General features: G+C 67.9%; 18 protein-coding genes and 1 riboswitch. Of the genes, 6 read left to right on the top strand and 12 right to left on the bottom strand.

Annotation, left to right across the window (positions count from 1 at the left end; genetic code table 11):
- Nucleotides 1-28 precede the first annotated feature (28 nt).
- The 12 genes from ACXYMN_RS04670 to ACXYMN_RS04615 all read right to left on the bottom strand — a co-directional run bounded on the left by ACXYMN_RS04670 (nucleotide 29) and on the right by ACXYMN_RS04615 (nucleotide 14,858).
- Complete coding sequence (locus ACXYMN_RS04670) at nucleotides 29-2,608, bottom strand: HWE histidine kinase domain-containing protein (RefSeq protein WP_459012292.1); 2,580 nt, start codon at nucleotides 2,606-2,608, stop codon at nucleotides 29-31.
- Complete coding sequence (locus ACXYMN_RS04665; protein WP_459012291.1) at nucleotides 2,605-3,135, bottom strand: heme oxygenase-like domain-containing protein; 531 nt, start codon at nucleotides 3,133-3,135, stop codon at nucleotides 2,605-2,607. The genes ACXYMN_RS04670 and ACXYMN_RS04665 overlap by 4 nt, the downstream gene beginning before the upstream one ends.
- A 176-nt stretch (nucleotides 3,136-3,311) precedes the next feature.
- Nucleotides 3,312-6,482, bottom strand: a complete 3,171-nt coding sequence (locus ACXYMN_RS04660; protein ID WP_459012289.1) for a valine--tRNA ligase — start codon at nucleotides 6,480-6,482, stop codon at nucleotides 3,312-3,314.
- 914 nt (nucleotides 6,483-7,396) lie between these two features.
- Nucleotides 7,397-7,606 (bottom strand): DUF1127 domain-containing protein, encoded by a 210-nt coding sequence (locus tag ACXYMN_RS04655; protein WP_459012288.1) that lies wholly within the window; start codon nucleotides 7,604-7,606, stop codon nucleotides 7,397-7,399.
- Between the two features lie 257 nt (nucleotides 7,607-7,863).
- The gene (locus tag ACXYMN_RS04650; RefSeq protein WP_459012287.1) at nucleotides 7,864-8,943 is read right to left on the bottom strand and encodes an energy transducer TonB; all 1,080 of its coding nucleotides are present in this window, start codon (nucleotides 8,941-8,943) and stop codon (nucleotides 7,864-7,866) included.
- Entirely contained in the window at nucleotides 8,940-9,326 is a 387-nt protein-coding gene (locus ACXYMN_RS04645) for an ExbD/TolR family protein (protein WP_459012285.1), read from the bottom strand. The genes ACXYMN_RS04650 and ACXYMN_RS04645 overlap by 4 nt, the downstream gene beginning before the upstream one ends.
- The gene (locus ACXYMN_RS04640; protein WP_459012283.1) at nucleotides 9,323-9,709 is read right to left on the bottom strand and encodes an ExbD/TolR family protein; all 387 of its coding nucleotides are present in this window, start codon (nucleotides 9,707-9,709) and stop codon (nucleotides 9,323-9,325) included. The genes ACXYMN_RS04645 and ACXYMN_RS04640 overlap by 4 nt, the downstream gene beginning before the upstream one ends.
- The gene (locus ACXYMN_RS04635; protein ID WP_459012282.1) at nucleotides 9,706-10,314 is read right to left on the bottom strand and encodes a MotA/TolQ/ExbB proton channel family protein; all 609 of its coding nucleotides are present in this window, start codon (nucleotides 10,312-10,314) and stop codon (nucleotides 9,706-9,708) included. Before ACXYMN_RS04635 ends, ACXYMN_RS04640 begins: the two co-directional genes overlap by 4 nt.
- A gap of 69 nt (nucleotides 10,315-10,383) precedes the next feature.
- Complete coding sequence (locus ACXYMN_RS04630; protein ID WP_459012280.1) at nucleotides 10,384-11,133, bottom strand: ABC transporter ATP-binding protein; 750 nt, start codon at nucleotides 11,131-11,133, stop codon at nucleotides 10,384-10,386.
- Nucleotides 11,130-12,119 carry a FecCD family ABC transporter permease gene (locus ACXYMN_RS04625; RefSeq protein WP_459012279.1) on the bottom strand — a complete coding sequence of 330 codons (990 nt, stop codon included), beginning with the start codon at nucleotides 12,117-12,119 and terminating at the stop codon, nucleotides 11,130-11,132. The genes ACXYMN_RS04630 and ACXYMN_RS04625 overlap by 4 nt, the downstream gene beginning before the upstream one ends.
- The gene (locus ACXYMN_RS04620; protein WP_459012278.1) at nucleotides 12,119-12,889 is read right to left on the bottom strand and encodes an ABC transporter substrate-binding protein; all 771 of its coding nucleotides are present in this window, start codon (nucleotides 12,887-12,889) and stop codon (nucleotides 12,119-12,121) included. The genes ACXYMN_RS04625 and ACXYMN_RS04620 overlap by 1 nt, the downstream gene beginning before the upstream one ends.
- A gap of 70 nt (nucleotides 12,890-12,959) precedes the next feature.
- Nucleotides 12,960-14,858 (bottom strand): TonB-dependent receptor plug domain-containing protein, encoded by a 1,899-nt coding sequence (locus tag ACXYMN_RS04615; protein ID WP_459012277.1) that lies wholly within the window; start codon nucleotides 14,856-14,858, stop codon nucleotides 12,960-12,962.
- Nucleotides 14,859-15,009: 151 nt separating this feature from the next.
- Nucleotides 15,010-15,200, bottom strand: a riboswitch (cobalamin riboswitch).
- Between the two features lie 759 nt (nucleotides 15,201-15,959).
- Between ACXYMN_RS04615 and mraZ the strand changes: the two genes are divergently transcribed.
- From mraZ to ACXYMN_RS04585, 6 genes are all read left to right on the top strand, one after another.
- Entirely contained in the window at nucleotides 15,960-16,481 is a 522-nt protein-coding gene (mraZ, locus tag ACXYMN_RS04610) for a division/cell wall cluster transcriptional repressor MraZ (protein ID WP_459012276.1), read from the top strand.
- Between the two features lie 3 nt (nucleotides 16,482-16,484).
- Nucleotides 16,485-17,480 carry a 16S rRNA (cytosine(1402)-N(4))-methyltransferase RsmH gene (gene rsmH / locus ACXYMN_RS04605; protein ID WP_459012275.1) on the top strand — a complete coding sequence of 332 codons (996 nt, stop codon included), beginning with the start codon at nucleotides 16,485-16,487 and terminating at the stop codon, nucleotides 17,478-17,480.
- Nucleotides 17,480-17,827 (top strand): cell division protein FtsL, encoded by a 348-nt coding sequence (gene ftsL, locus ACXYMN_RS04600; RefSeq protein ID WP_459012274.1) that lies wholly within the window; start codon nucleotides 17,480-17,482, stop codon nucleotides 17,825-17,827. Before rsmH ends, ftsL begins: the two co-directional genes overlap by 1 nt.
- Nucleotides 17,824-19,605, top strand: a complete 1,782-nt coding sequence (locus tag ACXYMN_RS04595) for a peptidoglycan D,D-transpeptidase FtsI family protein (RefSeq protein WP_459012273.1) — start codon at nucleotides 17,824-17,826, stop codon at nucleotides 19,603-19,605. The genes ftsL and ACXYMN_RS04595 overlap by 4 nt, the downstream gene beginning before the upstream one ends.
- Nucleotides 19,606-19,706: 101 nt before the next feature.
- Entirely contained in the window at nucleotides 19,707-21,197 is a 1,491-nt protein-coding gene (locus ACXYMN_RS04590; protein WP_459012272.1) for a UDP-N-acetylmuramoyl-L-alanyl-D-glutamate--2,6-diaminopimelate ligase, read from the top strand.
- Between the two features lie 67 nt (nucleotides 21,198-21,264).
- Nucleotides 21,265-22,695, top strand: a complete 1,431-nt coding sequence (locus ACXYMN_RS04585) for a UDP-N-acetylmuramoyl-tripeptide--D-alanyl-D-alanine ligase (RefSeq protein WP_459012271.1) — start codon at nucleotides 21,265-21,267, stop codon at nucleotides 22,693-22,695.
- Nucleotides 22,696-22,726 lie beyond the last annotated feature (31 nt).

Raw genomic sequence — 22,726 nt, 5'->3', positions numbered from 1 at the left:
AAGCCCAAAGCGCAAAACCGCCGCCCGGTCAGCGCGTGCGCAGACCGCTTTGCACCAGCGCCGCCGCGATCGATTCGGTCGAAAACGGTTTCTGCACCACCTTGCACATGGGATAGCGACGCCGCAGCGCATCGACATCGCCGTGCCCGGTGCTGAGCACGAAGGGCACACCAAGATCGGCCAACCGCTGCGCGACCGTGACTGATTGCTCCTGCCCCAACTTCACATCCAGAAGCGCCACCTCGAAATCATGCCGCTCAATCAGCGCCAATGCGTCGTGGACGGTGCCCGCGACCTCGGTCGTCGTGGCCCCGAAATCGCTCAGGATGCCGCTCGCGTCCATCGCCACGATCATCGAGTCCTCGACCACCAGCGCCTTGCCGGTCAGGCTCGGGATCTTGCCCGTGGCGGACCCGGCGCTTTCGCCTGCGGGCAGATCCTGCGCCGCGTCGGTCAGGTGCTTTCCCGGCACGGTGAACCGCGCGGTCAGGCCGTCCGGCGGATAGTCGATGACGGCGGTGCCGCCGAGATCGAAGGGAATGGCGCTTTCGATGATCGACGACCCGAAGCCCCGCCGCGTCGGCGCGGACACCGGCGGGCCGCCCACATCCTTCCAGTCGATCCGCAAGTCGCCCTCGGAGGTTCTGCCAAGCGCAACCTCCACATGGCCGTCGGCCACGCTGAGTGCGCCGTACTTGGCCGCGTTGGTGACCAGTTCGTGAAACACCAGTGCAAATGCCGCATAGGCCGCGGGCGAAACCAGGACATCGTCCCCGGACAGCCGCAGCCGCGTCGCGGCCCCGGTTGCATAGGCCGCGAATTCCAGGCCCAGCAGGTCGGCGACCGACAGCGGTTCCCGGGATGTCCGTGACAACTGGTCATGGGCCAGCGCCATCGCGTGCAACCGTCCGTCGAGGTTCTGGGCGAAGCTCTCGACGGTCATGGTATCGTCGCGCGATTGCGACACCAGGCCCCGCGTCAATGTCAGGATATTGCGGATGCGGTGGTTCAATTCGGCGATCAGCCGCGCCTGCCGCTCTTGCTCGCGGTGATGTTCGTCGGCCACCTCGTCGCCCACGCGCAGGATCACCTCGCGCAGCAAGGCCCGAAGCAGCTTGGCGGCGTGCAGGTCCGTGTCGCTCCAGGCTTCGGATTTGCCCATGACGGTTTCCTGCCACGTCTCGAAGCTCTTGCGCGGCGTCAGGCGACCGTCAGCCGCGACCTTGTCCTGCTTGGCCTCGGGCTTGCCGGCCCAGGACACCGTGCCCGCGACCTCGCGGCGGCAGAAGATCAGGTAGTCCTGTTTGCTGCGCGAAAACGGAATGGCCAGGATACCGGCGCAGCCGGGCAGGAAAGTCGCCGCCTCCGGGTAGTCCTCGCTCAGGCTGTCGGAGACGAAGATCGTCTCGGTGGTGTTGGTGTGCAGAAACCGCAGCAGATCGGGAAAGGTTTCGCGGTCGGGGGTATCGCCCCAGCATGTCAGCGTCCGGTCGGTGTAGAGCATCACGCCGTCATGCGCGACAACGGAGCGCAATTCGCCCGCAACGTCGCGGATCGCCGGGGCCAGGTCCGATCCGACCGTCACCTGAAGCAGTACCGCCGTCTGTACCTGTGCGACCAGCGCTTCGGTCCGGTTCGCCTGCCGGGTGGCGAACTGCATCAGCTCGAAGGCAAACAGATGCGCGAACAACTCGATCGCGGTGCGCTGCTCGAAGGTGATGTAGCGCGGGGTCGGGTGGTGACAGGCGAATAGCCCCCAAAGGTCGTCATCCTTCAGGATCGACACCGACATCGAGGCCTGAACCCCCATGTTCCGCAGGTATTCCAGATGCACCGGCGACACCGCGCGGGTGACCGCGAGTGACAGGTCGAGCGGGCTGTCGCCGGGCGTGCTTTCAGGCAGGATCACCGCACCGGGGTCCGAAACGTCGGCGATCAGCCGCAGCAGCGACCGCTTGTACAGCGCGCGGGCCTGTTGCGGAATGTCCGACGCCGGAAAGCGCAGGCCCAGATAGGTCGGGCCATTGCCGCGCAGCGTCTCGGCGATCACCGTGCCAGACCGGTCGCGGCCAAACCGGTAGACCATGACCGAGTCAAAGCCCGACAGGGCCTGCAGGCCACGCGCGCCTTCGCGGCACAGCGCATCAAGCGTCGTTGCCCGGCGCAGGCGGTCGACAAGCAGGTAGGTGTCGCTCAGAACGTCGCGACCGGAGACCGTGGTGCATGGCTCGAACTCGAACACCAGGTAACGGCCGCTCTGGTGGATCGACAGGTCGTAGCGCCTTCGACCGATGGTGAAATCGAACATCCGCATGGTGCGCGGATCGCCGTCTCCGTCGCGCATGCGCTGGCGGATCCGGTTCAGCGGCTCGACCCCCAGAAGCGTCGCGAGGCTGGCCCCGATCGCATTGCGCGCCGCGATGTGCAGGACCGCCCCGAGGTTTTCCGACGCGTGCTGCACGACCCAGTCCGACGTCACCGCGAGCAGGGCACCGTAGGATTGCACCCGCCCCAGCAAGTGGATGTTCTCGCGGTCGCATGCGGTCAGATCGGGACCGTCCGGGTCCTGACGTGCCTGTCCGGACAGGGTTGTCTGGTTCACGCTCATGCTGCGGCCTCCCGCCGGGGCGCGAAACCGGTCAGGGTTGCTGCGGTCGCGAAGAATCCAAAGCCGGTGCGGGCGTCCCGCAGCAGGGTCGCGAACGCGGGCTCCTGCGGATCCATCGCATCGATACGCTGGCGGAACGCCAGCCACGCGGCTTTCGGCGGCGGCGCGTCGAAGGCGCGGGGGTGCTGCAGGCCATGGGCGGTCAGGTGACGCTTGATGACCTCGGTTCCAAGCCGTGATCCAAGCGTGAGATAGGCCACCGCATCGGTGCATAACGGCGCGCCCAGCGGCAAATCGGGCCCGTCCTGCCCGCCGAGATCGCGGGTCAGATCGGCGATCACCCCCGACAGCAGCACCGCGTCGCCGGGCCGCGCGGGGCCCGCATCATGCGCCGACAGCGCGCGGAACGCGATCAGCTGCGCGGTCAGAAAGCGCCTCATGTGGGGCGCCGGTGCCGCCATGAATGCGGCATAGCGCGCCTCGACCTCGGCATGCGCCGCCGCGGTTTCGTCCCGAAGCAGGGACATCGCGCAGCGGTGCGCGACGCCGTCCCGGGTTATGATACGGTTTTGTCGCATGTCGGAAAACCAATGCTGTCACGCGCCGATGTCGGGCAGGCAAGGCCAAACCATCCCTTCACGCAACATTGTGAACCAAAAGGCGCGGGCCCTGCAATCGTCAAGACTGCAAGGCCGTTGTTTGATCAGCCGATTTCCCGCAGCCGCGACAAGGCGTTCTGCAGCGTGGCGATGTCCGCGTCGCGGGCGGCAAGGTTGTCGCGGCTTTCGGCGACGACATCCTCGGGCGCGCTTTCGGCGAACTTCGGGTTGGACAGCCGTCCGCGCAGGCTTTTCGCCTCTTTCTCGACCCGGGCAAGGGTCTTCTCAAGGCGCGCGATCTCTTCTCCGACGTCGATCAGCCCTTCCAGCGGCAGCCCGAAGGTGGTGGCGCCCACCGGGATGGTGACGCAGCCTTTCGGGAATGTGTCCACGATTTCAAGGCTTTCGATCCGTGCGAGCCGCTTGATCAGGGCCGCGTTGCGATCCCATGCGGCCTGTCCGTCGGCATCGAGACCGGTAACCAGCATCGGCGCATAAAGCCCCACCGGCACGCGCATCTGGGCGCGGGCGGACCGCGTGCCCTCGATCAGCGCGATGGCCCAGTGCATTTCCGTATCGGCGACCGGATCGACCAGATCGGCGGCCTTGTAGGTCGGCCAGTCGGCATGGGCACACAGGCCGTCGCGCTTGGCCGACAGGGTCCAGAGTTCTTCGGTGATGAAGGGCATGAACGGGTGCAGCAGGATCATGCACTGGTCCAGAACCCAGCCCATCGTGGCGCGCGTTTCGGCGATCACGGCTGCATCCTCGGAGGCATAGAGCGGCTTGGAGAACTCCACGTACCAGTCGCAAACCACGCCCCAGACATAGGCGTAAAGCGCGCTCGAGGCGTCGTTGAAGCGGAATTGCGCCAGCGCCTCGTCGACGGCTTCGCGCACGCGGGCGGTTTCGCCGATGATCCACCGGTTGGCGGTTTCGCGCGCTTCGGGGGGCATGGCGGTGGCGCTGCGGCCCTCGAAGACGCCGTTCATCTCGGCGAACCGGCAGGCGTTCCAAAGCTTGGTGCCGAAGTTGCGATAGCCCGCGATCCGCTCTTTCGACAGCTTCAGATCGCGGCCCATGGCGGCCATCGACGACAGCGTGAACCGCACCGCGTCCGCGCCGTATTCGTCAATCAGATCAAGCGGATCAAGCACGTTGCCCAGCGACTTGGACATCTTCTTGCCCTTCTCGTCGCGCACCAGGGCATGGACATAGACGGTGTCGAAGGGCCGCTGCCCGACCACGGCATATTGCATCATCATCATCCGGGCGACCCAGAAGAAGATGATGTCGAAACCGGTGATCAGCACCGATGTCGGGAAATATTTCGCAAGCTCCGGCGTCTGTTCGGGCCAGCCCAGCGTGCCGATCGGCCACAGCCCCGAGGAAAACCAGGTATCGAGCACGTCGGGATCGCGCCAGACCGGGTAGACCAGATGCGTCGGGTCCTGGTTGACATTGTAGTCCGCCAGGCTCTCCGCGAGCAGGTGGATGGCGGCGTCGCGATCGGCAACCTCGACCACGCGCGCGGCGTGCAGCGGCGCGGGCAGGGCGCGCAGGTCCGCATGGAACTTGTCGGCCACCGCGTCCAGATCGGCGGCGCAATGGAACGTCGGATCGGCATGGTTGAAGGCGCGGTCGATCAGCAGGCGGCCCAGTTCGACCTCGTCAAGATCGCCGTCGCCCTCGTCATCGACGAAGCCGGTGTTGAACACGTCGAGACCGTACCAGACCGGAATCTGGTGCCCCCACCAGAGCTGCCGCGAGATGCACCAGGGCTCGATATTCTCGAGCCAGTGGAAATAGACCTTCTTGTCGCGCTCGGGCAGGATCGCGACGGTGCCGTCCTTCACCGCATCGAGGGCGGGGCCGACGATTTTTTCGGCATCTACGAACCACTGATCGGTCAACATCGGCTCGATCACCACCTTCGAGCGGTCGCCCATGGGCTGCATGATCAGCTTTTCCTCGACCAGCGGCACCAGGTCCGCCGCGCGTGCTTCGCCGCCTTCCTCGGGGGCGAGCGGCTTTGCGGCCTTCTTGCCCAGCCGCGGATCGTGGGCGGGGACCATCACGGCGAGCCCTTCGTCGGTGATCTGCCGCACGACCCTCTTGCGCGCCTCGAACCGGTCGAGCCCGCGCAGGTCGTCAGGCACGAGGTTGACCGCGTCGGCCTCGGCCTCGGTCAGCGTCTCTTCGCCCCGCGCGACCGCCAGCGCCATGGCCGAGGCATTGGCATAGGCCTCGCCGTCGTCGCGCATCGCGCCGCGCGCGTCCATCAGCCGGTAGCAGGGGATGCCGCCGCGCTTGGCCACCGCGTAGTCGTTGAAATCATGCGCGCCGGTGATCTTCACCGCGCCCGAGCCGAAGGTCGGATCGGGGTATTCGTCGGTGATGATCGGGATCAGGCGGCGGTCCTCTTTCGGCCCCACCGGGATCTCGCAGAGCTTGCCGACGATCGGCGCGTAGCGCGTGTCCGACGGGTGCACCGCAACCGCGCCGTCGCCCAGCATCGTTTCGGGCCGCGTCGTGGCGATCGAGATGTAGTCGCGCTCTTCCTCGAACAGCACAGTGCCGTCTTCGTCCTTTTCCACATAGGTATAGGTGGCCCCGCCCGCCAGCGGGTACTTGAAGTGCCACATATGCCCCTGCACCTCGACATTCTCGACCTCGAGGTCGGAAATCGCGGTTTCGAACTGCGGGTCCCAGTTGACCAGCCGCTTGCCGCGATAGATCAGGCCTTTCTCGTACATGTCGACGAAGGCCCGGATCACCGCGTCGTGGAAGTTGCCGTCTTCGCCCGCGGGCGCATTGGGCGCGCCGGACATGGTAAACGCCTCGCGCGACCAGTCGCAGGACGCGCCGAGCCGTTTCAACTGCCCGATGATCGTTCCGCGCGAAGCGATCTTCTGCTGCCAGACCCGGTCGAGGAACGCCGCGCGGCCCATCTCGGTGCGGGTGGGCTCGTTGTTGGCGGCCATTTCGCGCTCGGTCACCATCTGCGTGGCGATGCCCGCGTGATCGGTGCCGGGCTGCCACAGCGTGTCGTGCCCCTGCATCCGGTGCCAGCGCACGAGGATGTCCTGCAAGGTGTTGTTGAAGGCGTGCCCCATGTGCAGGCTGCCGGTCACGTTCGGCGGCGGTATCATGATCGAAAAGGTCTGCGCCCCTGGCGCGGCATTCGCGCCCGCGGCAAAGGCACGGGCCTTGTCCCAGTCCTCGCAGATGCGCTGTTCCGCGGATGCCGCGTCGAAATTCTTGTCCATCGCCATGGTGTGCCCAAGCCTCCTTCGTCTCGTTGCCCTGTTTCCTAGCGAAGCGCGGGCGCAAGGGAAAGCGCCGCACGCAGATGCGGGGGCCGAAAGGCGCAAGTCGGGTGGTCGAGCGGGGACAAAAAGCGGCGGCGGCCCCAAGGGAGGAGAAAAAAGGACCGCCGCCAGATGGAAGACCCCGGGAGGAGGTGAGGCCTTCGTCTCGTCGGCCCGGGCACGCGCGTTGCGCCTGCCGAGGCCAGGATAGAGTGGCGGCGACCCCCCAAGGGAGGAGAAAGAGGGCCGCCGCCGATCCCGAAGGCCCCAGGGAGGAGGAGGGCCTTCAGTCCTGTCGCCACGGCATCGTGCCGCTGGCGTATTCCTGAAAGCGGCGATCCCCAGGGAGGAGAGAGGATCGCCGCCAGTTCCGAAAGCCCTCAGGGAGGAGGAGAAGGGCCTTCGTCTCGTGTAGAAAGCATCCGCGCCATGGCGATCATGCCCTCCGAATGGTTGTGGACGGCGGCCCCCAAGGGAGGAGGAGGGAGCCACCGCCGCTATCGAAGACCCCAAGGGAGGAGAGGGGGCTCCGTCTCGTGTGCCGCGGGCCGAAGCGCCGGGGCGAAAACTGGAAGCGGCGGTCCCCTCAGGGAGGAGGAAACGGGGAACCGCCGCAGGGTCCAAAGGCCCAAGGGAGGAGAAGGCCTTCAGCTCTGGTGAAGCGCGGGCCGCAAGCGCGTCCGGGCTTCGAATAAGGTGCGGCGACACCAGGGAGGAGAAACGTGCCGCCGCTTTTGTCCGAGAGCCTCAGGGGAGGACATCAGCTCTCGAATATGGTGGGAAAACGCTGCTTTCCCGTGTTGAAGTCCTGCAGGATGCCTGCAAGAAGACCTGTGTTGCGGACAGGCCGTGTCGACCGACCGCTGAATATGTTGCGCTCAGCGCTCGTAGGCTGCCTGCCATGCGACATTCGGAAGCTGCGAGCGGCCAAGACCCAGATCGTTCAGTTCGCGATCGGAAAGGCGCTGCAGTTCGGTAAGCGTCTGCACGTAGATGCGACGCCGTGCACGGCGGTCGCGGATGTCGTCGATCAGGCGAGCAAAGAAGCCGCCGCGGGAAGCGTCAGTCTGTGTCTGTGCGTGTGCCATGGTGTGAAACCTTTTGGGTATGTGTTCGTCTGTTGGATTGAAGATGGGGCCAATGCTGCAGTTGCACAATAACAATTGGTTCAAACCTGATATGCGTCTCGCGCATAGTTAAAGTAGTTCAAAAACAATGCTTTGAAAAAGGTTCCTGAGGTGGCCGGGCCTTTGACCTAACGTCATGGACCCCGATTTGCACGCTTTTCAGGCAGAAATGACACCCGCTAACGCTGCGATGCGGCGCGTGCGCCCGGAATGCGCGATCAGCGGCGGGCGAAACTCAATGGCAGATTGAAACTGTAGCTGGCCGCACGCAGAATTCCCGGCGCGCGGGGCAGGCGGGCACGCCGCGCCGCCGTCAGCGCCGCCTGATCGAGCGCCGAATGTCCTGACGATTGCACCAGTCGCACCGCGCGCAGCTGGCCCGAAGGCGCGACGTCCAGCCGGACCGTCGCCCGACCCGTCGCACGGGTGTTGCCGGGGTAGCGTTGTGCCCGCGCCACCGCGCTGCGGATCTGCGCGCCCCACTGCGCCTGCGCCGCCTGCACCTGACCCGCGCTGGGCCCGGCTTGCGCCTTGGGTTGTGTCCTGACCTGCGCTTTAGGGGCCGGAGCCGCCGTCGCGCCCGCCCCCTTGGCCCGTTGCGCGGCGCGCGCGGGCGGGGCCGGTTGCGGGCCGGATGGTCTGGCCTTGGCCGGGCGCGCCTGTGGCGGGGGCGCAAGCGTGTCGGGGCGCAGCGCCGGACGGGCGGACCGGTCCGGTGCCAGGGACGCGGTGTTGGTCGGGTCGGTCAATGCCCGCGCGGTCTGCGTCATGGCCTGCGGCGCCGCCTCTCGTGCGGCATCCGGGCGGCGCATCGGCGCGGGGGCCACCAGACGCGGTGTTGCGGGATCGGGCAGGCGGGGGCTGGCCAGCGCGTCGGGCCGGGGCACCGGCAGCGCGGCCAGGCTCTCGGGCGCGACAAGGGCGGCAGGTGCGGGCGGCGGCGGCGCGGGCAGGTCCGGTGCGGGTGCCGTGCGTCCCTCCGCGGTGTCGGTCGCGACAAGCGTGCCCGGCTGTGCCAGACGCCGCGGCACCGGGGCCTGCGGCGTGTCGCGGCGCGGTGCCACGTCCGACCGTGGCGGCACGGGGGCCGCAACCGCCTGCACCGCGTCGGGCGATTGCTGCCACCGGGCGACCAGCGCGGCGATCTGCCCGCCGGTGGCCAGCACCGTCGCATCCGCCGCGCCGCCGTCGCCGCCCCCCACCGAACCCGGAGCCTCGCTCAGCGTCACCAGCGCAAAGGCCGCCACATGCAGCACAGCGGCGCAGCTGCCAAAGGCAAGGGCCTCGAGCACCCTCATGTGGGCGGCGCGTCGGTTGCGATGGTGATCTCGGTCGCGCCCGCGTCCGCAAGGCGGGCCAGCAGCCGCGCAAGGTCGCGGGCGGGCAGCGCGGCGTCGGCCTCGAGATGCACCGCACCCGCCATCGCCGCCGCCGCAAGGGCCGCCGCGCCGCGCAGATCGCCCAGGGCCAGCCGTCCGTCAGCAGCGACATAAAGCGGGCCGGTCGAACGCTCGGCGGCCTCGGCGGACGCTTCGGGCAGGGTCAGATCGAAGGGTGGCGCGGGGGCGATCTGGGCGGTCAGCAGGAAGAACACCAGCAGCAGGAAGACCACGTTGATCATCGGCACCACCGTCTCGCGCGCGGTGCGGCGGCGGCGTGGCACGAGCCGCGCGCGCATCATTCGACCACCGCCAGCGCGTCAAAGCCTGCGCCGCGCAGCATCGCAATCATCGCCACCAGATCGGCGGTCGTCGCGGTCTGCGTGCCGCGCAGCACGATCACATCGTCCGGCCCCCGGGTCAGATCGCGCAGCGCCGCGATCAAGACATCGCCGTCGACCTTTTGCCCGTTCAGCGTCGGCCCCTCAGGTCCCACCGCGACCAGACGCGGCGGGCCGGTATAGGCCAGCGCCCCGGTGCCGCCCGGTGCCAGCGCCAGCGCTTGATCGGCGCCGAACCGCGCCGCCAGCATGAAAAAGACCAAAAGCAGGAACACCACGTCGATCATCGGCGTCAGCGACGGAGGCCGCCTGCGCCCGCGTGCATATGCCAGCCCGAGGCTCATGCGCCGTTGAGGATCCGGCTGGCCAGATCGTCAAGGTCATGGGCAACCCGGTCGGTGACCGAATCGAACCACGACAGCGCGACCGAGGCCGGGATCGCCACGGCCATGCCGGCGGCGGTGGTCAGAAGCGCCTCCCAGATGCCGCCCGCAAGGGCCGCGGGATCGGCTCGCGCGCCGGTCTCCTGCAGGGCCTGGAACGCGTCGATCATGCCAAGCACGGTGCCCAGCAGCCCGACCAGCGGCGCGATGGTGGCAATAAGGTCAAGCGCGCGCAGCCCGGTGCCTGCCTCCATCAGGATGGCGCGGGCCATGCGCAACGTCTCTTCGCGGGCGGCCTCGGCGGGGCGGGTGCGGGCGGCGTGGATGGTGGCGCGCAGCACCCGCGCCCGCAGGCCCGACCGCCCGGCCAGCGCCGCCACTGCCGCGTCGTGCCGGTTTTCTTCCCACAGCGTGACCGCCCGTTCCGCCGGTCCGCGCCGCCATGCGCCCATGCGCACCAGCGCCCAGGTCTTCCACAGGATGATCGCCAGCGTCACCACCGACAGGCCCGCGATCACCCAAAGCGCGGGCCCGCCCCGGTCGAGAAAGGCTGTCAGCTTGTCCATCATGTCACTCCTGTTCGGGCGCGGGCGCGGCGCGGGGACGCGCGGGCGTTGCGGCGGGGCGGGGGCCGGTCATGCCAGCACCCCGACGGGTTCGATGATCAGCCCGCGCGGGGTCTCAGATATGCGCGCGTCAAGGTGGAAGACCCGGGCAAGGTTGGCCTCGGTCAGCACGTCGCGCGGCGCACCGTCGGCGACCTTGCGGCCCTGGTCGAGCAGCACAAGCCGGGTGCAGTAGCGCGCGGCAAGCCCGAGATCGTGCAGCGATGTCAGGATCGCGCCGCCCGCGCGGGCCAGATCGCCGAACACCTGCAGCGTGGCGATCTGGGCGGCGGGGTCAAGACCCGCGATCGGTTCATCCGCCATCAGCAGCGGGGCCTCCTGGGCCAATGCGCGGGCGATGAGGACGCGGGCCTGTTCGCCGCCCGACAGTTCGGTCGCGATGCGGTGGCGAAACCCGGCAAGGCCCATGTGGTCGATGGCGCGGGTCACGGCGGCGCGGTCGGCCTCGGTCCTGCCGCTGCCATGCGGCATCCGTCCAAGCGCCACCACATCCTCGACGCGCAGACCCCAGGCGATCTCGCGGGCCTGCGGCAGCCAGGCGCAGGCCAGGGCACGGGCGCGCGCGTTCAGGGTGGCCAGCGACGATGCGCCCTCGGCGCGCATCAACCCCAACGCGCCGCGCATCAGCGTGGTCTTGCCCGCGCCATTCGGCCCCAAAAGGCCCAGCACCTCGCCCGGTGCCACGCGCAGGTCGACCGCATCGACCACGGGGCAGGCCCCCCGGCGCACGGTCAGGCCATCGAGGGTCAAAAGCGTCACATCAAATCCTTTCGCGTGCGAAAGATCAGGTGCAGGAACAGCGGCGCGCCGATCAGCGCCATCACCACCCCCAGCTTGAGATCCCGTTCGGGCAGGACAAGCCGCACGGCAAGGTCGGCGGCCAGCAGCAACGCCGCGCCGCCAAGCGCGCTGGCGGGCAGCAGCGCACCGGGGCGCGCGCGCATCGCGGGGCGCAAGAGATGCGGCACCACCAGCCCGACGAAGCCGATGGCGCCCGCGACGGCGGTGGCGGCCCCCACGGCGGCGGCGGTGCCCAGCAGGACCTTGACCCGCAGGGCGCGGCGCGACACGCCAAGCGCCTCGGCGGCGTCTTCCCCCAGGGTCAGCGCATCGAGGCTCCGCGCCGAGGTGGCCAGCAGCGCCATGCCCGCCACGATCACCGGGCCGGCCAGCCACACATGCGACATGGCGCGGTCCGCGACCGAGCCCAGAAGCCAGAACACGATCTCGGCGGCGGCATAGGGATTGGGCGACAGGTTCAGCACCAGCGCGGTCAGCGCGCCCGCCAGGGACGACACCGCGATGCCCGCGAGGATCAGGGTCAGCGACCCGCCGCGCGGCCCCGCCAGCACCAGAAGCAGCGCCACGGCAGAGGCCGCGAACACCAGCGCCACCAGCGGCAGCGCCAGCGCGAAAGCACCCGCAAGGCCGGTCTGGATGGCGATGACCGCGCCCAGGGCGGCGCTGCCCGAGACACCGATCAGGCCCGGCTCGGCCAAGGGGTTGCGCAGATAGCCCTGCATCGCCGCGCCCGACATGCCAAGCGCGGCCCCCACCAACGCGGCCAGCAGCGCGCGCGGCAGGCGGATGTCCTGCATCACGATGACGGTCAGCGCGTCGCCTTGCCCGAACAGCGCGGCCAGCGCCTCTGGCAGCGACAGCGGCGCGTAGCCCACCAGAAGCGAGGCGACAAAGAGCAGTGCTGCGACAAGCCCAAGGCCGAGGAAGGGGACGAGGCTGCGCATTACCGCGTCGCCTCGGCCAGGGTCTTCAGGCGCGCAATGGCGTCCAGCAGGGCCGGGGTCTCGCAACTCCAGTCGGCCCCGGCGTCGATTTCGTGGACGGCCCCGGCGCGGCGCAGGGCCGGATGGCGGGGCGCATCGGTGGCACGGGTCGGGCGGGCATAGGCCTGCGGAACAAGGATCAGCTCCGGGTTCGACAGCACCGCCTCTTCCAGATGCAGGGTGCCGTAGGTCAGGCCCATTTCGGCGGCGATGTTGGTCAGCCCCGCCGCCTCAAGCAGGGCATCGGCCATGGTGCCGCGGCCCGCGGTGGCCCCCATGGGATAATAAAGCAGGGTGCGCGGTCCCGCCTTGGCAGGCCGGATCGCCGCGCGGCGGGCGTTGAAATCGGCGATCATGGCAGACGCCGCATCGTCGCGGCCCAGAAGCGCGCCCATGCGGGCCATGTTGGCGGCGGCCTCGTCCAGCGACGTGACCGGCGCGAAGACCGCGACGTCATAGCCCAGCCGCTTCAGCATCGCGACCGTCGCGCGGGTGGTGAAGGTGCCCGCAAGGACCAGGTCGGGGGCCAGCAGCACTACCTCTTCGGCGCCGCCGCCGTTGGTGGGCAAATGCGCCATGTCCGCCGCATAGGAGGACGAGCGCGGATCACGGGCGAGGCGGGACACCGACACCAACTGCCCCGGGGCGGCGAGCAGGAAGGCCAGCTGATCGGTGCAGACATTGAGCGACACCACGCGCGCCGGTGCGATATCCGCACCCGACTGCGCCATTGCCGACGTCCAGACAGACGCCGCCAAAGCCGCACCGGCCAAGGCCAGCGCGGCTTTGCGCGTTATGCGCTCAGAACGACGCACGGATCCCGAAATACGCTGAGCGGTCGGGCGCTTCGTAGTCGGGCAGGATCTCGTAGTCGGTGTCGAACAGGTTCTCGACCCGCAGATAGGCCTCGATCCCATCGCGGATGGCATAGGAGGCCTGGGCGTTGACGACGGTGTAATCGTCCAGTGTCTCGGTGCCGAAGGCGGCGTTCGAGGCCGGGGGCAGGTCGGCCACGTGGCGCAGCGTCATGCCGCCGGACAGCCGGTCGGTGATGTCCGCCTGCACGCCGAGGCTGAGGTCGTAGCGCGGCACGTTCACCTGCGGGTCGTCATCCGCTTCGCGGGCGTCGGTATAGGTGAAGGCCCCGGTCAGGGTCAGCCGGTCCGAGACGGGATAGAGCCCCGAAAGCTCGACCCCGCGGCTGACCGAGATGCCGTTCGATTGCTGATAGCCCGCCACGAAGTCGAAGGCGATCAGCTCTTCGATCTCGGCATAAAACAGTGTGGCGGTCAGCGCGGCACCGTTGTCGAAGGTCTTCTCGACGCCCAGATCGGCGGTGATGCTTTCCTCGGGATCGAGCGACGCATTGCCGTAGGTGGGATCGAACAGCTCGTAGAGCGACGGCGCGCGGTAGCCGTTGGCAACGCTGGCGCGGAAGGTCAGATCCGGTCGGGCGCGCCACGTGGCGGCGGCACGCGCGGCGACGAATTCGCCGAACTCCGAATGGTCGTCGCGGCGCAGCGACAGCGACAGGTCGAGATCGGGGCGCGCGGCATAGACCACCTCGCCGAAATAGCCGGTGACCGTCACGTCGTCGGGGGCCGCGTCGGCCTCCTCGGTCTTGCGGTCGAGGCCGAAGCTGAGGATCGAGCCGCTGCCGAAGGCCCATTCGCCGACATAGCCAAAGTCAGTGCGGCTGCCGTCGAAGTCGTTGGTGCCGAAGGTATTGGTCGAGGCGCGGTCGATCTCGAAGCGCGACGCCTCGATGGTGTGGAAAAGACCCAGCGCCTCGATCTCGGCATAGGCGCGCAGGCCGCGCTGGTCGGTTTCGGTATCGCCGGTTTCGGGGTCGGTCAGCACCGCGCCGGTGACGGAATCGTAATCGGCAAAGCCCTGATCGTAGTCCGACAGGAACCGCTGGCCAAAGCCGGTCAGGCCCAGCCTTATGGTGTCGGTCGCATCGACATAGGCATCGAAGGTGAACTGGCGGCCCGAGACGGCGTCGTCTTCGTCATAGTCGTATTCCGGGCTGGCGCTGGCAAAGGTCACCGGGTCGAACAGGCTGACATTGCCACCCCTGGCGATGGCCGACGGGCCGCTGGCATCGAGCGTTGCCACAGAGAAGGCGACGCCCACGCGTTCGGTGGCGAACCCGGCCTCGATCTGGGTGCGCAGCGTATCAAAGCTGCCGTATTCCGCGCCCAGCGTCAGGAAGCGGCCCGGATCGCGCGGCGCGGTGGCCCCGGTCAGCGCGATCACGCCCGCAACCGCGTCAGAGCCATAGAGCGCCGATTGCGCGCCCTTGACGATCTCGACGCTGCCAAGGCCGCCCTGCAGGATGTTGCCGAAGTCGAACTGCGTCTGCACGCCGGTCGGGTCCGAGATGTTGATGCCGTTCAGCAGTACCGGCGCATAGCGCTGGGGCAGGCCGCGAAGGCGCACGAAGCCGGTCTGTCCGGTGGGGCCGTTCTGCGAATAGGTGACGCCCGGGATCTGGGCCAGCGTCTCGGCCAGGTTTTCCGACGGCGCGTCCTCAAGCTCTTCGGCGTCGATGATCGACACGGTTGCGCCGGTGCGCGACAGCGGCAGACTGCCGACATTGCCGTAGACGGTGATCGGGGCAAGGTCGAGAACCTCGGCCCGGGCGGCGGCTGGCATGAGCAGCGCTATGGCGGAAACGCCAAGCAAGAAACGGGACATGTCTGTCCTTTCCTTTCCGTGCCCCGAAGCCAGTGCAGGCGTCCGGGGCCAGTCTGTGATGTGTTCTTGGAAAGGGCAGGCCCCCCCGGTGAACGGCGAATAGAGTATCACCACGCCGGAAGGCCGTTTCCCGGGACGCGCCCCGCGCCCGAAAAGGGTGATCGCCGCGGCAGGTCTCCTGGCTACACGGGTCATCACGCTACGCGGGCCTTCCCGGGCGATCTGGCCCAGTGGCATGTGCCGCGCGCGCTCGCCGCTGACAGTTGCGGGGGCAGCCGTGGAGTTTCACCACGTTCCCTATTCACCGGGCATGACACCCGGACCGAGGCGTCCCTCGCCTAGAAGCGTCGCGGGGTGAAATCAAGAGCCGATGTGGCAAGACCGGACTTTCGCGTCGGGGATCGGCGTTTCGGTCCCGGTGTCCGGTCCTGGAAGGCGCCGGTTTGGGAAATGATGGGCACCCGTATGGGATGGGATGGGTCGCGGGCGGGGAATTGCGGTTCTGCATCGGGGTGATTCCGGGAATTGCGGGTGATTCACCGGGATTCCCGCGTTTTGGTGTGTTCGTTTCGCCACAGAATGCAGGACTTTTGAGCAATCGAGGACATAGGAAATCGCCCTGGAAGAAAAATTCTTGGAATTCATGGGCCTGGTTGGTCGGCGCGATGGGTCGCTACATATGGTGGTCTTTGGGTAAATCGCGTCTATATAGGCTGGAATCCGCGCATCGACCTGCGTCAAGATGTTGTTCAAACCGGGACCGCGGAACAATATCCGGTGCCGGAAGCGGCAAAAAAACCGTTGCGCCCCATAAAATCCCATGCCATCCATGTTTCATCGACGAGGGCAGGGAAGACAGCGGACACAAAAACCAACCGCAACACTTCTCCCGAATAAAAATAATAGAGCGGGTTTCATACAGGCACCTCGCTCTCGTCGACAAAACCGAATTCCGGCGCGCGGGCGAGCAGCATCCCCCCAGGTGGCGCGCGCGATCGGGATCCTCCCGCCCAAGCGGGACCAAGGCGGCGGGTTGATCAATGGCAGCAGATCAACTCGCCGTTTTTCCGTTTCGGGGGCAGACAGTGAAGGGGCCGGGCAGTGGGCCGCAGGCTGAGGTTCAGAGGTGAAGGCCACCAGAAGGTGGACAAGAAGGGGCGGGTCTCGATTCCGGCCTCTTTTCGCCGTGTCCTCGAAGCGGGCGACCCGGGCTGGGATACCGGCAAATCCCCTGAATTCGTGATCGTCTATGGCGATCACCGCCGCAAATACCTTGAATGCTACACGATCCAGGCCATCGAGGACGTCGAAGAGCGGATCGAGGCCCTGCAGCGCGGGTCGAACGAGCGCAAGATGCTGGAACGGCTTTATTCGGGCCTCAGCGTGGACGCCGCCGTCGACGAGACCGGCCGCTTCGTGATGACCCAGAAACTGCGCGACAAGATCGGCGTTTCGCTGGACAGCGAAGCCTTCTTTATCGCCTCGGGCGACACCTTCCAGATCTGGAACCCCGAAACCTATCAGGAGGTCGAGCAATCCCGCACCGACGAGTGGCTCGACAAGCTTCCCGAAGACGTGGATCCGCTGACCTTTCTGCCGGAAAAGCCTGCATCGGGAGACTGACCCATGACCACGGGCACCGCGCCCCAGCCTGATGCGCCGCATGTGCCTGTTCTGCTGCGACCGCTCCTGGCCGCGGTGGCGCCGGTGCGGGGCGTGTGGATCGACGGCACCTTCGGCGCGGGCGGCTATGCGCGCGGCCTGATCGCGGCGGGGGCCGAGCAGGTCATCGGTATCGACCGCGATCCTCTGGCGCACCAGATGGCCGCCGACTGGCTGCCGGACTACGGCGGCAAGATCCGCGTGGTCGAGGCCAACTTCGCACAGATGGACGACGTGGCGACGGGCGTCGACGGGGTCGTTCTGGACCTTGGCGTGTCGTCCATGCAGCTCGATCTGGCCGAGCGTGGATTTTCCTTCATGCGTGACGGTCCGCTCGACATGCGGATGGGGCAGGACGGGCCATCGGCGGCCGATCTGGTCAACGAAGCCGACGAGGTGGCGCTGGCGGACATCCTGTTCACCTATGGCGAGGAACGCGCCTCGCGTCGTATCGCCAAGGCCATCCTGCGCGAGCGCGACATCGAGCCGATCACCACGACGCTGCGGCTGGCCGGGATCATCGAGGGCTGCCTGCCGCGCCCCAAGCCCAACCAGTCCCACCCCGCGACGCGGTCCTTCCAGGCGCTGCGCATCGCGGTGAACGACGAATACCGCGCGCTCTACGAAGGGTTGATGGCGGCGGAACGGGCGCTGAAGCCCGGCGGCATGCTGGCGGTCGTGACCTTCCATTCGGTCGAGGATCGCATGGTCAAACGGTTCCTGCAGTCGCGCGCCGGCCAGATGGGCCGCGCCAACCGCTTTCAACCGCAGGGCGATGAACCCGATCCGCAATTCGAACTGATCTCGAAAAAGGCCATCGGGCCGGACGCCGCGGAATTGGCCGAAAACCCCCGGTCGCGGTCGGCCAAGCTGCGGGTCGCACGCCGCACCGACGCGCCCCCGGGCGAGATCGACTCGAAGTCGTTGAACATGCCTGAACTCAGGAAAGGCGGACGCTGATGCGCACGTTTCTCTATATCCTCACCTTCATGTCGGTGATCGGGCTGGCCTTCTGGGCCTACCACGAGAACTACAAGACGCAGGAGACCCTGTCGCAGGTGCAGGATCTGCGCCGCGCCATCGGGGCCAACCGCGAACGTCTTGGCGTGTTGCGCGCCGAGTGGGCGTTTCTGAACCGGCCCGACCGGCTGCGCGATCTGGCCGAGCTGAATTTCGAGCGGCTGGGCCTGTTGTCGTTCCGCCCCGACCAGTTCGGGCGCGTCGATCAGATCTCGTACCCGGCCCCACCGGTGATGGAGCTGACCCAACCTGTCGATCTGTCCAGCCAAGGAGGGCAGCGCCCATGATCCGCACACCCCTGCGCCCGCTTGCGCGCATCCTAGAGGCCCGCCAGAAGGGCGAAAACCCCGATGCCATCGAACGCGAGAACCTGCGCATCCGGCACGAGCAGATGCGCGACAGTTCGCGGTTGCGCGCCGAGGGGCGGCTCTTGGTTCTGGGGGTGGCGTTCTTCTGTGCCTTCTCGGTGACCGGGGCGCGCATGGCCACGCTGGCGGCGTCGGAGCCGGCAGAGCCGCGCGCGCAGACCGAAGGGGCCTCGATCGTGTCGCAGCGCGCCGATATCGTCGACCGCAACGGCCGCATCCTGGCCACCAACATGGAAACCTTTTCGCTTTACGCGCATCCGCAGCAGATGATCGAGCCGGAACGCACCGCCGAGGCGCTGGCGGCCATCTTCCCCGATCTCGACAAGGAGCGCCTGCTCAGGGACTTCTCGGGCAAGCGCAAGTTCGTCTGGGTACGCAAGAAACTCAGCCCCGAGCAGAAGCAGGCGGTGCATGACATCGGCGAGCCGGGGCTGTTGTTCGGGCCGCGCGAATTGCGGCTGTATCCCAACGGGTCGCTGGCCGCGCATGTGATGGGCGGCACCCGCTTCGGCCAGGAGGGCGTGCATTCCGCCGAGGTCGTGGGCACCGCCGGGGTCGAGCGCTATTTCAACGACGCGCTGCGCGATCCGGCCCGCGAAGGCGCGCCGCTGCAGCTGTCGCTGGACCTGACGGTGCAGGCCGCGGTCGAGCGGGTCCTGACCGGCGGCATGATGCTGATGAACGCCAAGGGCGCCGCCGCGGTGCTGATGGATGTGCATACCGGCGAGGTGATCTCGATCGCGTCGCTGCCAAGCTTCGATCCCAACGACCGTCCGGCGCCGCCAACCGAAGGCACGCCCGCCGACAGCCCGCTGTTCAACCGCGCGGTGCAGGGCGTCTACGAGCTTGGCTCGACCTTCAAGATCTTCGCCGCCGCCCAGGCGATGGAGCTGGGCCTGGTGGCTCCCGGCACGATGATCGACACCAGACCGCCGATGCGCGTCGGCGGGTTCAATATCGGCGAGTTTCACGGCAAGAACTACGGCACGCTCAGCGTCGAGGACATCATCGTCAAAAGTTCGAACCGGGGCACCGCGAAACTGGCGCTGCAGATCGGCACGCCGCGGCAGCAGGATTTCCTGAAACGGCTGGGCTTTTTCGAGCCGACCCCGTTCGAGATATCCGAGGCCGAGGGCGGCAAGCCGCTGCTTCCCAAGCGCTGGACCGACCTGTCGAGCGTGACGATTTCCTACGGCCACGGCCTGTCGGCGTCGCCGCTGCATCTTGCGGCGGGCTATTCGGCGGTGGCCAATGGCGGCTTCGCGGTCAAGCCCACGCTGCTCAAGCAGACCGGCCCGCAATACGGCCCGCGGGTGATGTCCGAACGCTCGGCAGAGCGGTCGCGGATCATGTTGCGCAAGGTGGTCACCGAGGGCACCGCCAGCTTCGGCGAGGTCAAGGGCTACCATGTGGGCGGCAAGACCGGCACCGCCGACAAGCCCAAGGAACGCGGCGGCGGCTATTACAATGACAAGGTGATCGCGACCTTCGCCACGATGTTTCCGGCCCACGACCCCGAATACGTTCTGATCGTCACGCTGGACGAACCGGTGGACACCATGGGCGAGAAGCCGCGCCGCACCGCGGGCTGGACAGCGGTGCCCGTGGCCGCCGAGATGATCGGCCGGATCGCGCCGCTTCTGGGCCTGCGTCCCGATTACGGCACCCCCGATCCGATGCATCTGGCATCGGACTGAGCCGGTCTTGCCCCTTGAAACCAAGGGGTGAAACAGGGCAACAGGTTGTCGGGGCAGGCCGCGCGCGGCCTGCGCCATCGGACGATTTGCGGGGCGGGACGATGGACGTGGAGAACAGCTTGAAACCATTGAGCGAACTGGGCCTGACCGCGCGCGGCGGGCGCGAGGTCCAGATCAGCGGCCTTGCGGTCGATTCCCGAGAGGTGAAGGAAGGCACCCTGTTTGCGGCGCTGCCGGGCACACGGGTGCATGGCGGCGAATTCATCCAATACGCGCTGCGACAGGGCGCGGCGGCCATCCTGACCGATGCCGAGGGCGCCGAGATCGCGCGCGACGTGCTCGAGGGTTCGGACGCGGCGCTGATCATCGCCGCCGATCCGCGCCAGGCGCTGGCCTATACCGCGGCGCTCTGGTTCGGACGGCAACCCGAGACCATGGTCGCGGTGACCGGCACCAACGGCAAGACCAGCGTCGCGAGCTTTACCCGGATGATCTGGCAGGAGCTGGGCCTGAGGGCGGTCAATCTGGGCACCACGGGGGTCGAGGGCGACTGGTTCGCACCGCTGAAACACACCACGCCCGAGCCGATCACCCTGCACCGCGCCCTGGCCCAGGCGGCGGCGGCGGGAGTCGATCACGCCGCGATGGAGGCGTCGTCGCACGGGCTTGAGCAGCGCCGGCTCGACGGGGTGCAGCTGCGCGCGGCGGGGTTCACCAATTTCACCCAGGATCACCTCGATTATCACGCCAGTTTCGAGGATTACTTTGCCGCCAAGGCCGGGCTGTTTGCCCGGGTGCTGCCCGAGGACGCGACGGCGGTGGTCAATATCGACGATGCGCGCGGCATCGACATGGCCGCCATCGCCCGGGCGCGCGGTCAGGACCTGATCACCGTGGGGCGCGCCGAGGGGGCGGATCTGTGCCTGATGGCGCAGCGCTTCGATGCGACGGGCCAGGATGTTCGGCTGCGTCATCGCGGTGCCGTCCGGCAGTTGCGGCTGAACCTCATCGGGGGGTTCCAGGCCGAGAATGTGCTGATCGCCGCCGGGCTGGTGATCGCCTGCGGCGAAAGCGCCGATGCGGTGTTCGATGTGCTGCCGCGGCTGGTGACGGTGCGCGGCCGCATGCAGCTTGCCGCCAGCCGCGAGAACGGCGCGACGGTGTTCGTGGATTACGCCCACACGCCCGACGCGGTGGCGACCGCGATCCAGGCGCTGCGCCCGCATGTGATGGGCCGCCTGGTGGCCATTGTCGGCGCCGGTGGCGACCGCGACGCGGGCAAACGCCCGTTGATGGGGCAGGCCGCTGCCGACCATGCTGATCTGGTCATCGTGACCGATGACAACCCCCGCTCGGAGGTGCCTGGCGCGATCCGGGCCGAGGTGCTGGCGGGCGCGCCCGGGGCCATCGAGGTCGGCGACCGCGCCGAGGCCATTCTGCGCGGCGTCGATGCGCTTGAGCCGGGCGATGCGCTGCTGATCTGCGGCAAGGGCCACGAGACCGGTCAGATCGTCGGCGACGTGGTCTATCCGTTCGACGACGCCGAACAGGCTTCTGTCGCGGTGGCCGCGCTTGACGGCGGTGTGCCATGAGGGCCGGTGTGGTGTGTGCGTATTTGGAAAATGGAAAGGCCATGGGGCCTGCGCGGAGGAACCAGCGATGAGCCTTTGGACCAGCGCCGAGGCGGCGGCGGCGACGGGCGGGCGCGCGACGTCGGACTGGGTCGCGAAGGGCGTGTCGATCGACACGCGGACGCTGAAGCCAGGCGATCTGTTCGTGGCGCTGAAGGCGGCGCGGGACGGGCATGACTTTGTCGCCGAAGCGCTGGCGGGCGGCGCGGCGGCGGCGCTGGTCGATCATGTGCCCGAGGGGGTGGCCGAGGACGCGCCGCTGTTGATCGTGGACGATGTGCAGGCCGCGCTCGAGGCGCTGGGCCGCGCGGCGCGGGCCCGGACCGACGCGCGGGTGGTGGCGGTGACCGGATCCGTCGGCAAGACCTCGACCAAGGACATGCTGCGCCGCGTGCTGGGCGGGCAGGGCCGGACCCATGCCGCCGAGGCCTCCTACAACAACCATTGGGGGGTGCCGCTGACGCTGGCGCGGATGCCGAGGGACACCGAGTTCGCGGTGATCGAGATCGGCATGAACCATCCCGGAGAGATCGCACCGCTGGCGCGGATCGCGCGGCCGCATGTGGCGCTGGTGACCATCGTGGCACCGGCGCATTTGGAGGCGTTCGGGGATATCGACGGCATCGCCCACGAGAAGGCCGCGATCTTCCAGGGGCTGGAGCCGGACGGCACCGCGATCTTCAACGGCGACGGCGAGACCGCAGCGATCCTGGCCGAGGCGGCGCGCGCGCAGGGCGCGCACGGCGTCAGTTTCGGCGTGACAAAGGGCTGCGACTGCCGCGCGCGCGACATCAAGGTGGGCGATCGTGCCACGGTGGCGCGGATGCGTCTTGGCGACGAGGACGTGCTTTACAAGGTTGCCGTGCCGGGGCGGCATTTCGCGGTCAATGCGCTGGCGGTGCTGGCCACGGTCGATGCGCTGGGGCTTGATCGGGCGACGGCGCTTTGCGATCTGGGGACCTGGACGCCCGGGGCCGGACGCGGGCATCGCGAACGCATCAGCCTCGATATGGCCTCGACCGATGCCTGGCTCGAGCTGATCGACGACAGCTACAACGCCAACCCCGCCTCGATGGCGGCGGCACTCGAGGTTCTGGCCGGGGCGGTGCCGCGTCACGATGTGGGCCGCGTCAGCAAGGGCCGCCGGATCGCCTATCTTGGCGACATGAAGGAGTTGGGCCCGGAGGCCGAGGCGATGCATGTCGGGCTGGCGGTGCATCCGGCGATGGCGCGGATCGACCGGGTGCATTGCGTGGGCCCGCTGATGCGCGCGCTCTGGCAGGCCTTGCCCGAGACCCAGCGCGGCCATTGGGCGCCGGAGGTCGAGGACATGCGGCTGAGGCTGGCGCGGGATCTCGATGCCGGGGATGTGGTGCTGGTCAAGGCATCGCTGTCGATGGGGCTGGGTCGCCTGGTTGACGCAATTCGCAAAATGCGCCACGGCGCTGACCCAGAGTGATATCTGCACTGGCGATCTGAGAAGGGATCAC

The organism is Roseivivax sp. CAU 1753, from assembly GCF_054482575.1.
Note: the sequence above shows the minus strand (reverse complement) of the source record. Positions and strands in the feature narration are given on the sequence as shown.

What these genes read in the sequence shown, in the direction of transcription:
- ACXYMN_RS04625 (WP_459012279.1), bottom strand. Translation starts at nt 12,119, where the DNA reads ATGCGCAGCCTCGTCCCCTTCCTCGGCCTTGGGCTTGTCGCAGCACTG.
- ACXYMN_RS04635 (WP_459012282.1), bottom strand. Translation starts at nt 10,314, where the DNA reads ATGGACAAGCTGACAGCCTTTCTCGACCGGGGCGGGCCCGCGCTTTGG.
- ACXYMN_RS04660 (WP_459012289.1), bottom strand. Translation starts at nt 6,482, where the DNA reads ATGGCGATGGACAAGAATTTCGACGCGGCATCCGCGGAACAGCGCATC.
- ACXYMN_RS04615 (WP_459012277.1), bottom strand. Translation starts at nt 14,858, where the DNA reads ATGTCCCGTTTCTTGCTTGGCGTTTCCGCCATAGCGCTGCTCATGCCA.
- ACXYMN_RS04585 (WP_459012271.1), top strand. Translation starts at nt 21,265, where the DNA reads ATGAGCCTTTGGACCAGCGCCGAGGCGGCGGCGGCGACGGGCGGGCGC.
- ftsL (WP_459012274.1), top strand. Translation starts at nt 17,480, where the DNA reads ATGCGCACGTTTCTCTATATCCTCACCTTCATGTCGGTGATCGGGCTG.
- ACXYMN_RS04595 (WP_459012273.1), top strand. Translation starts at nt 17,824, where the DNA reads ATGATCCGCACACCCCTGCGCCCGCTTGCGCGCATCCTAGAGGCCCGC.
- ACXYMN_RS04655 (WP_459012288.1), bottom strand. Translation starts at nt 7,606, where the DNA reads ATGGCACACGCACAGACACAGACTGACGCTTCCCGCGGCGGCTTCTTT.
- ACXYMN_RS04645 (WP_459012285.1), bottom strand. Translation starts at nt 9,326, where the DNA reads ATGATGCGCGCGCGGCTCGTGCCACGCCGCCGCCGCACCGCGCGCGAG.
- ACXYMN_RS04620 (WP_459012278.1), bottom strand. Translation starts at nt 12,889, where the DNA reads ATGGCGCAGTCGGGTGCGGATATCGCACCGGCGCGCGTGGTGTCGCTC.
- ACXYMN_RS04665 (WP_459012291.1), bottom strand. Translation starts at nt 3,135, where the DNA reads ATGTCCCTGCTTCGGGACGAAACCGCGGCGGCGCATGCCGAGGTCGAG.
- ACXYMN_RS04640 (WP_459012283.1), bottom strand. Translation starts at nt 9,709, where the DNA reads ATGAGCCTCGGGCTGGCATATGCACGCGGGCGCAGGCGGCCTCCGTCG.
- ACXYMN_RS04590 (WP_459012272.1), top strand. Translation starts at nt 19,707, where the DNA reads ATGGACGTGGAGAACAGCTTGAAACCATTGAGCGAACTGGGCCTGACC.
- ACXYMN_RS04670 (WP_459012292.1), bottom strand. Translation starts at nt 2,608, where the DNA reads ATGAGCGTGAACCAGACAACCCTGTCCGGACAGGCACGTCAGGACCCG.
- rsmH (WP_459012275.1), top strand. Translation starts at nt 16,485, where the DNA reads ATGACCACGGGCACCGCGCCCCAGCCTGATGCGCCGCATGTGCCTGTT.
- ACXYMN_RS04650 (WP_459012287.1), bottom strand. Translation starts at nt 8,943, where the DNA reads ATGAGGGTGCTCGAGGCCCTTGCCTTTGGCAGCTGCGCCGCTGTGCTG.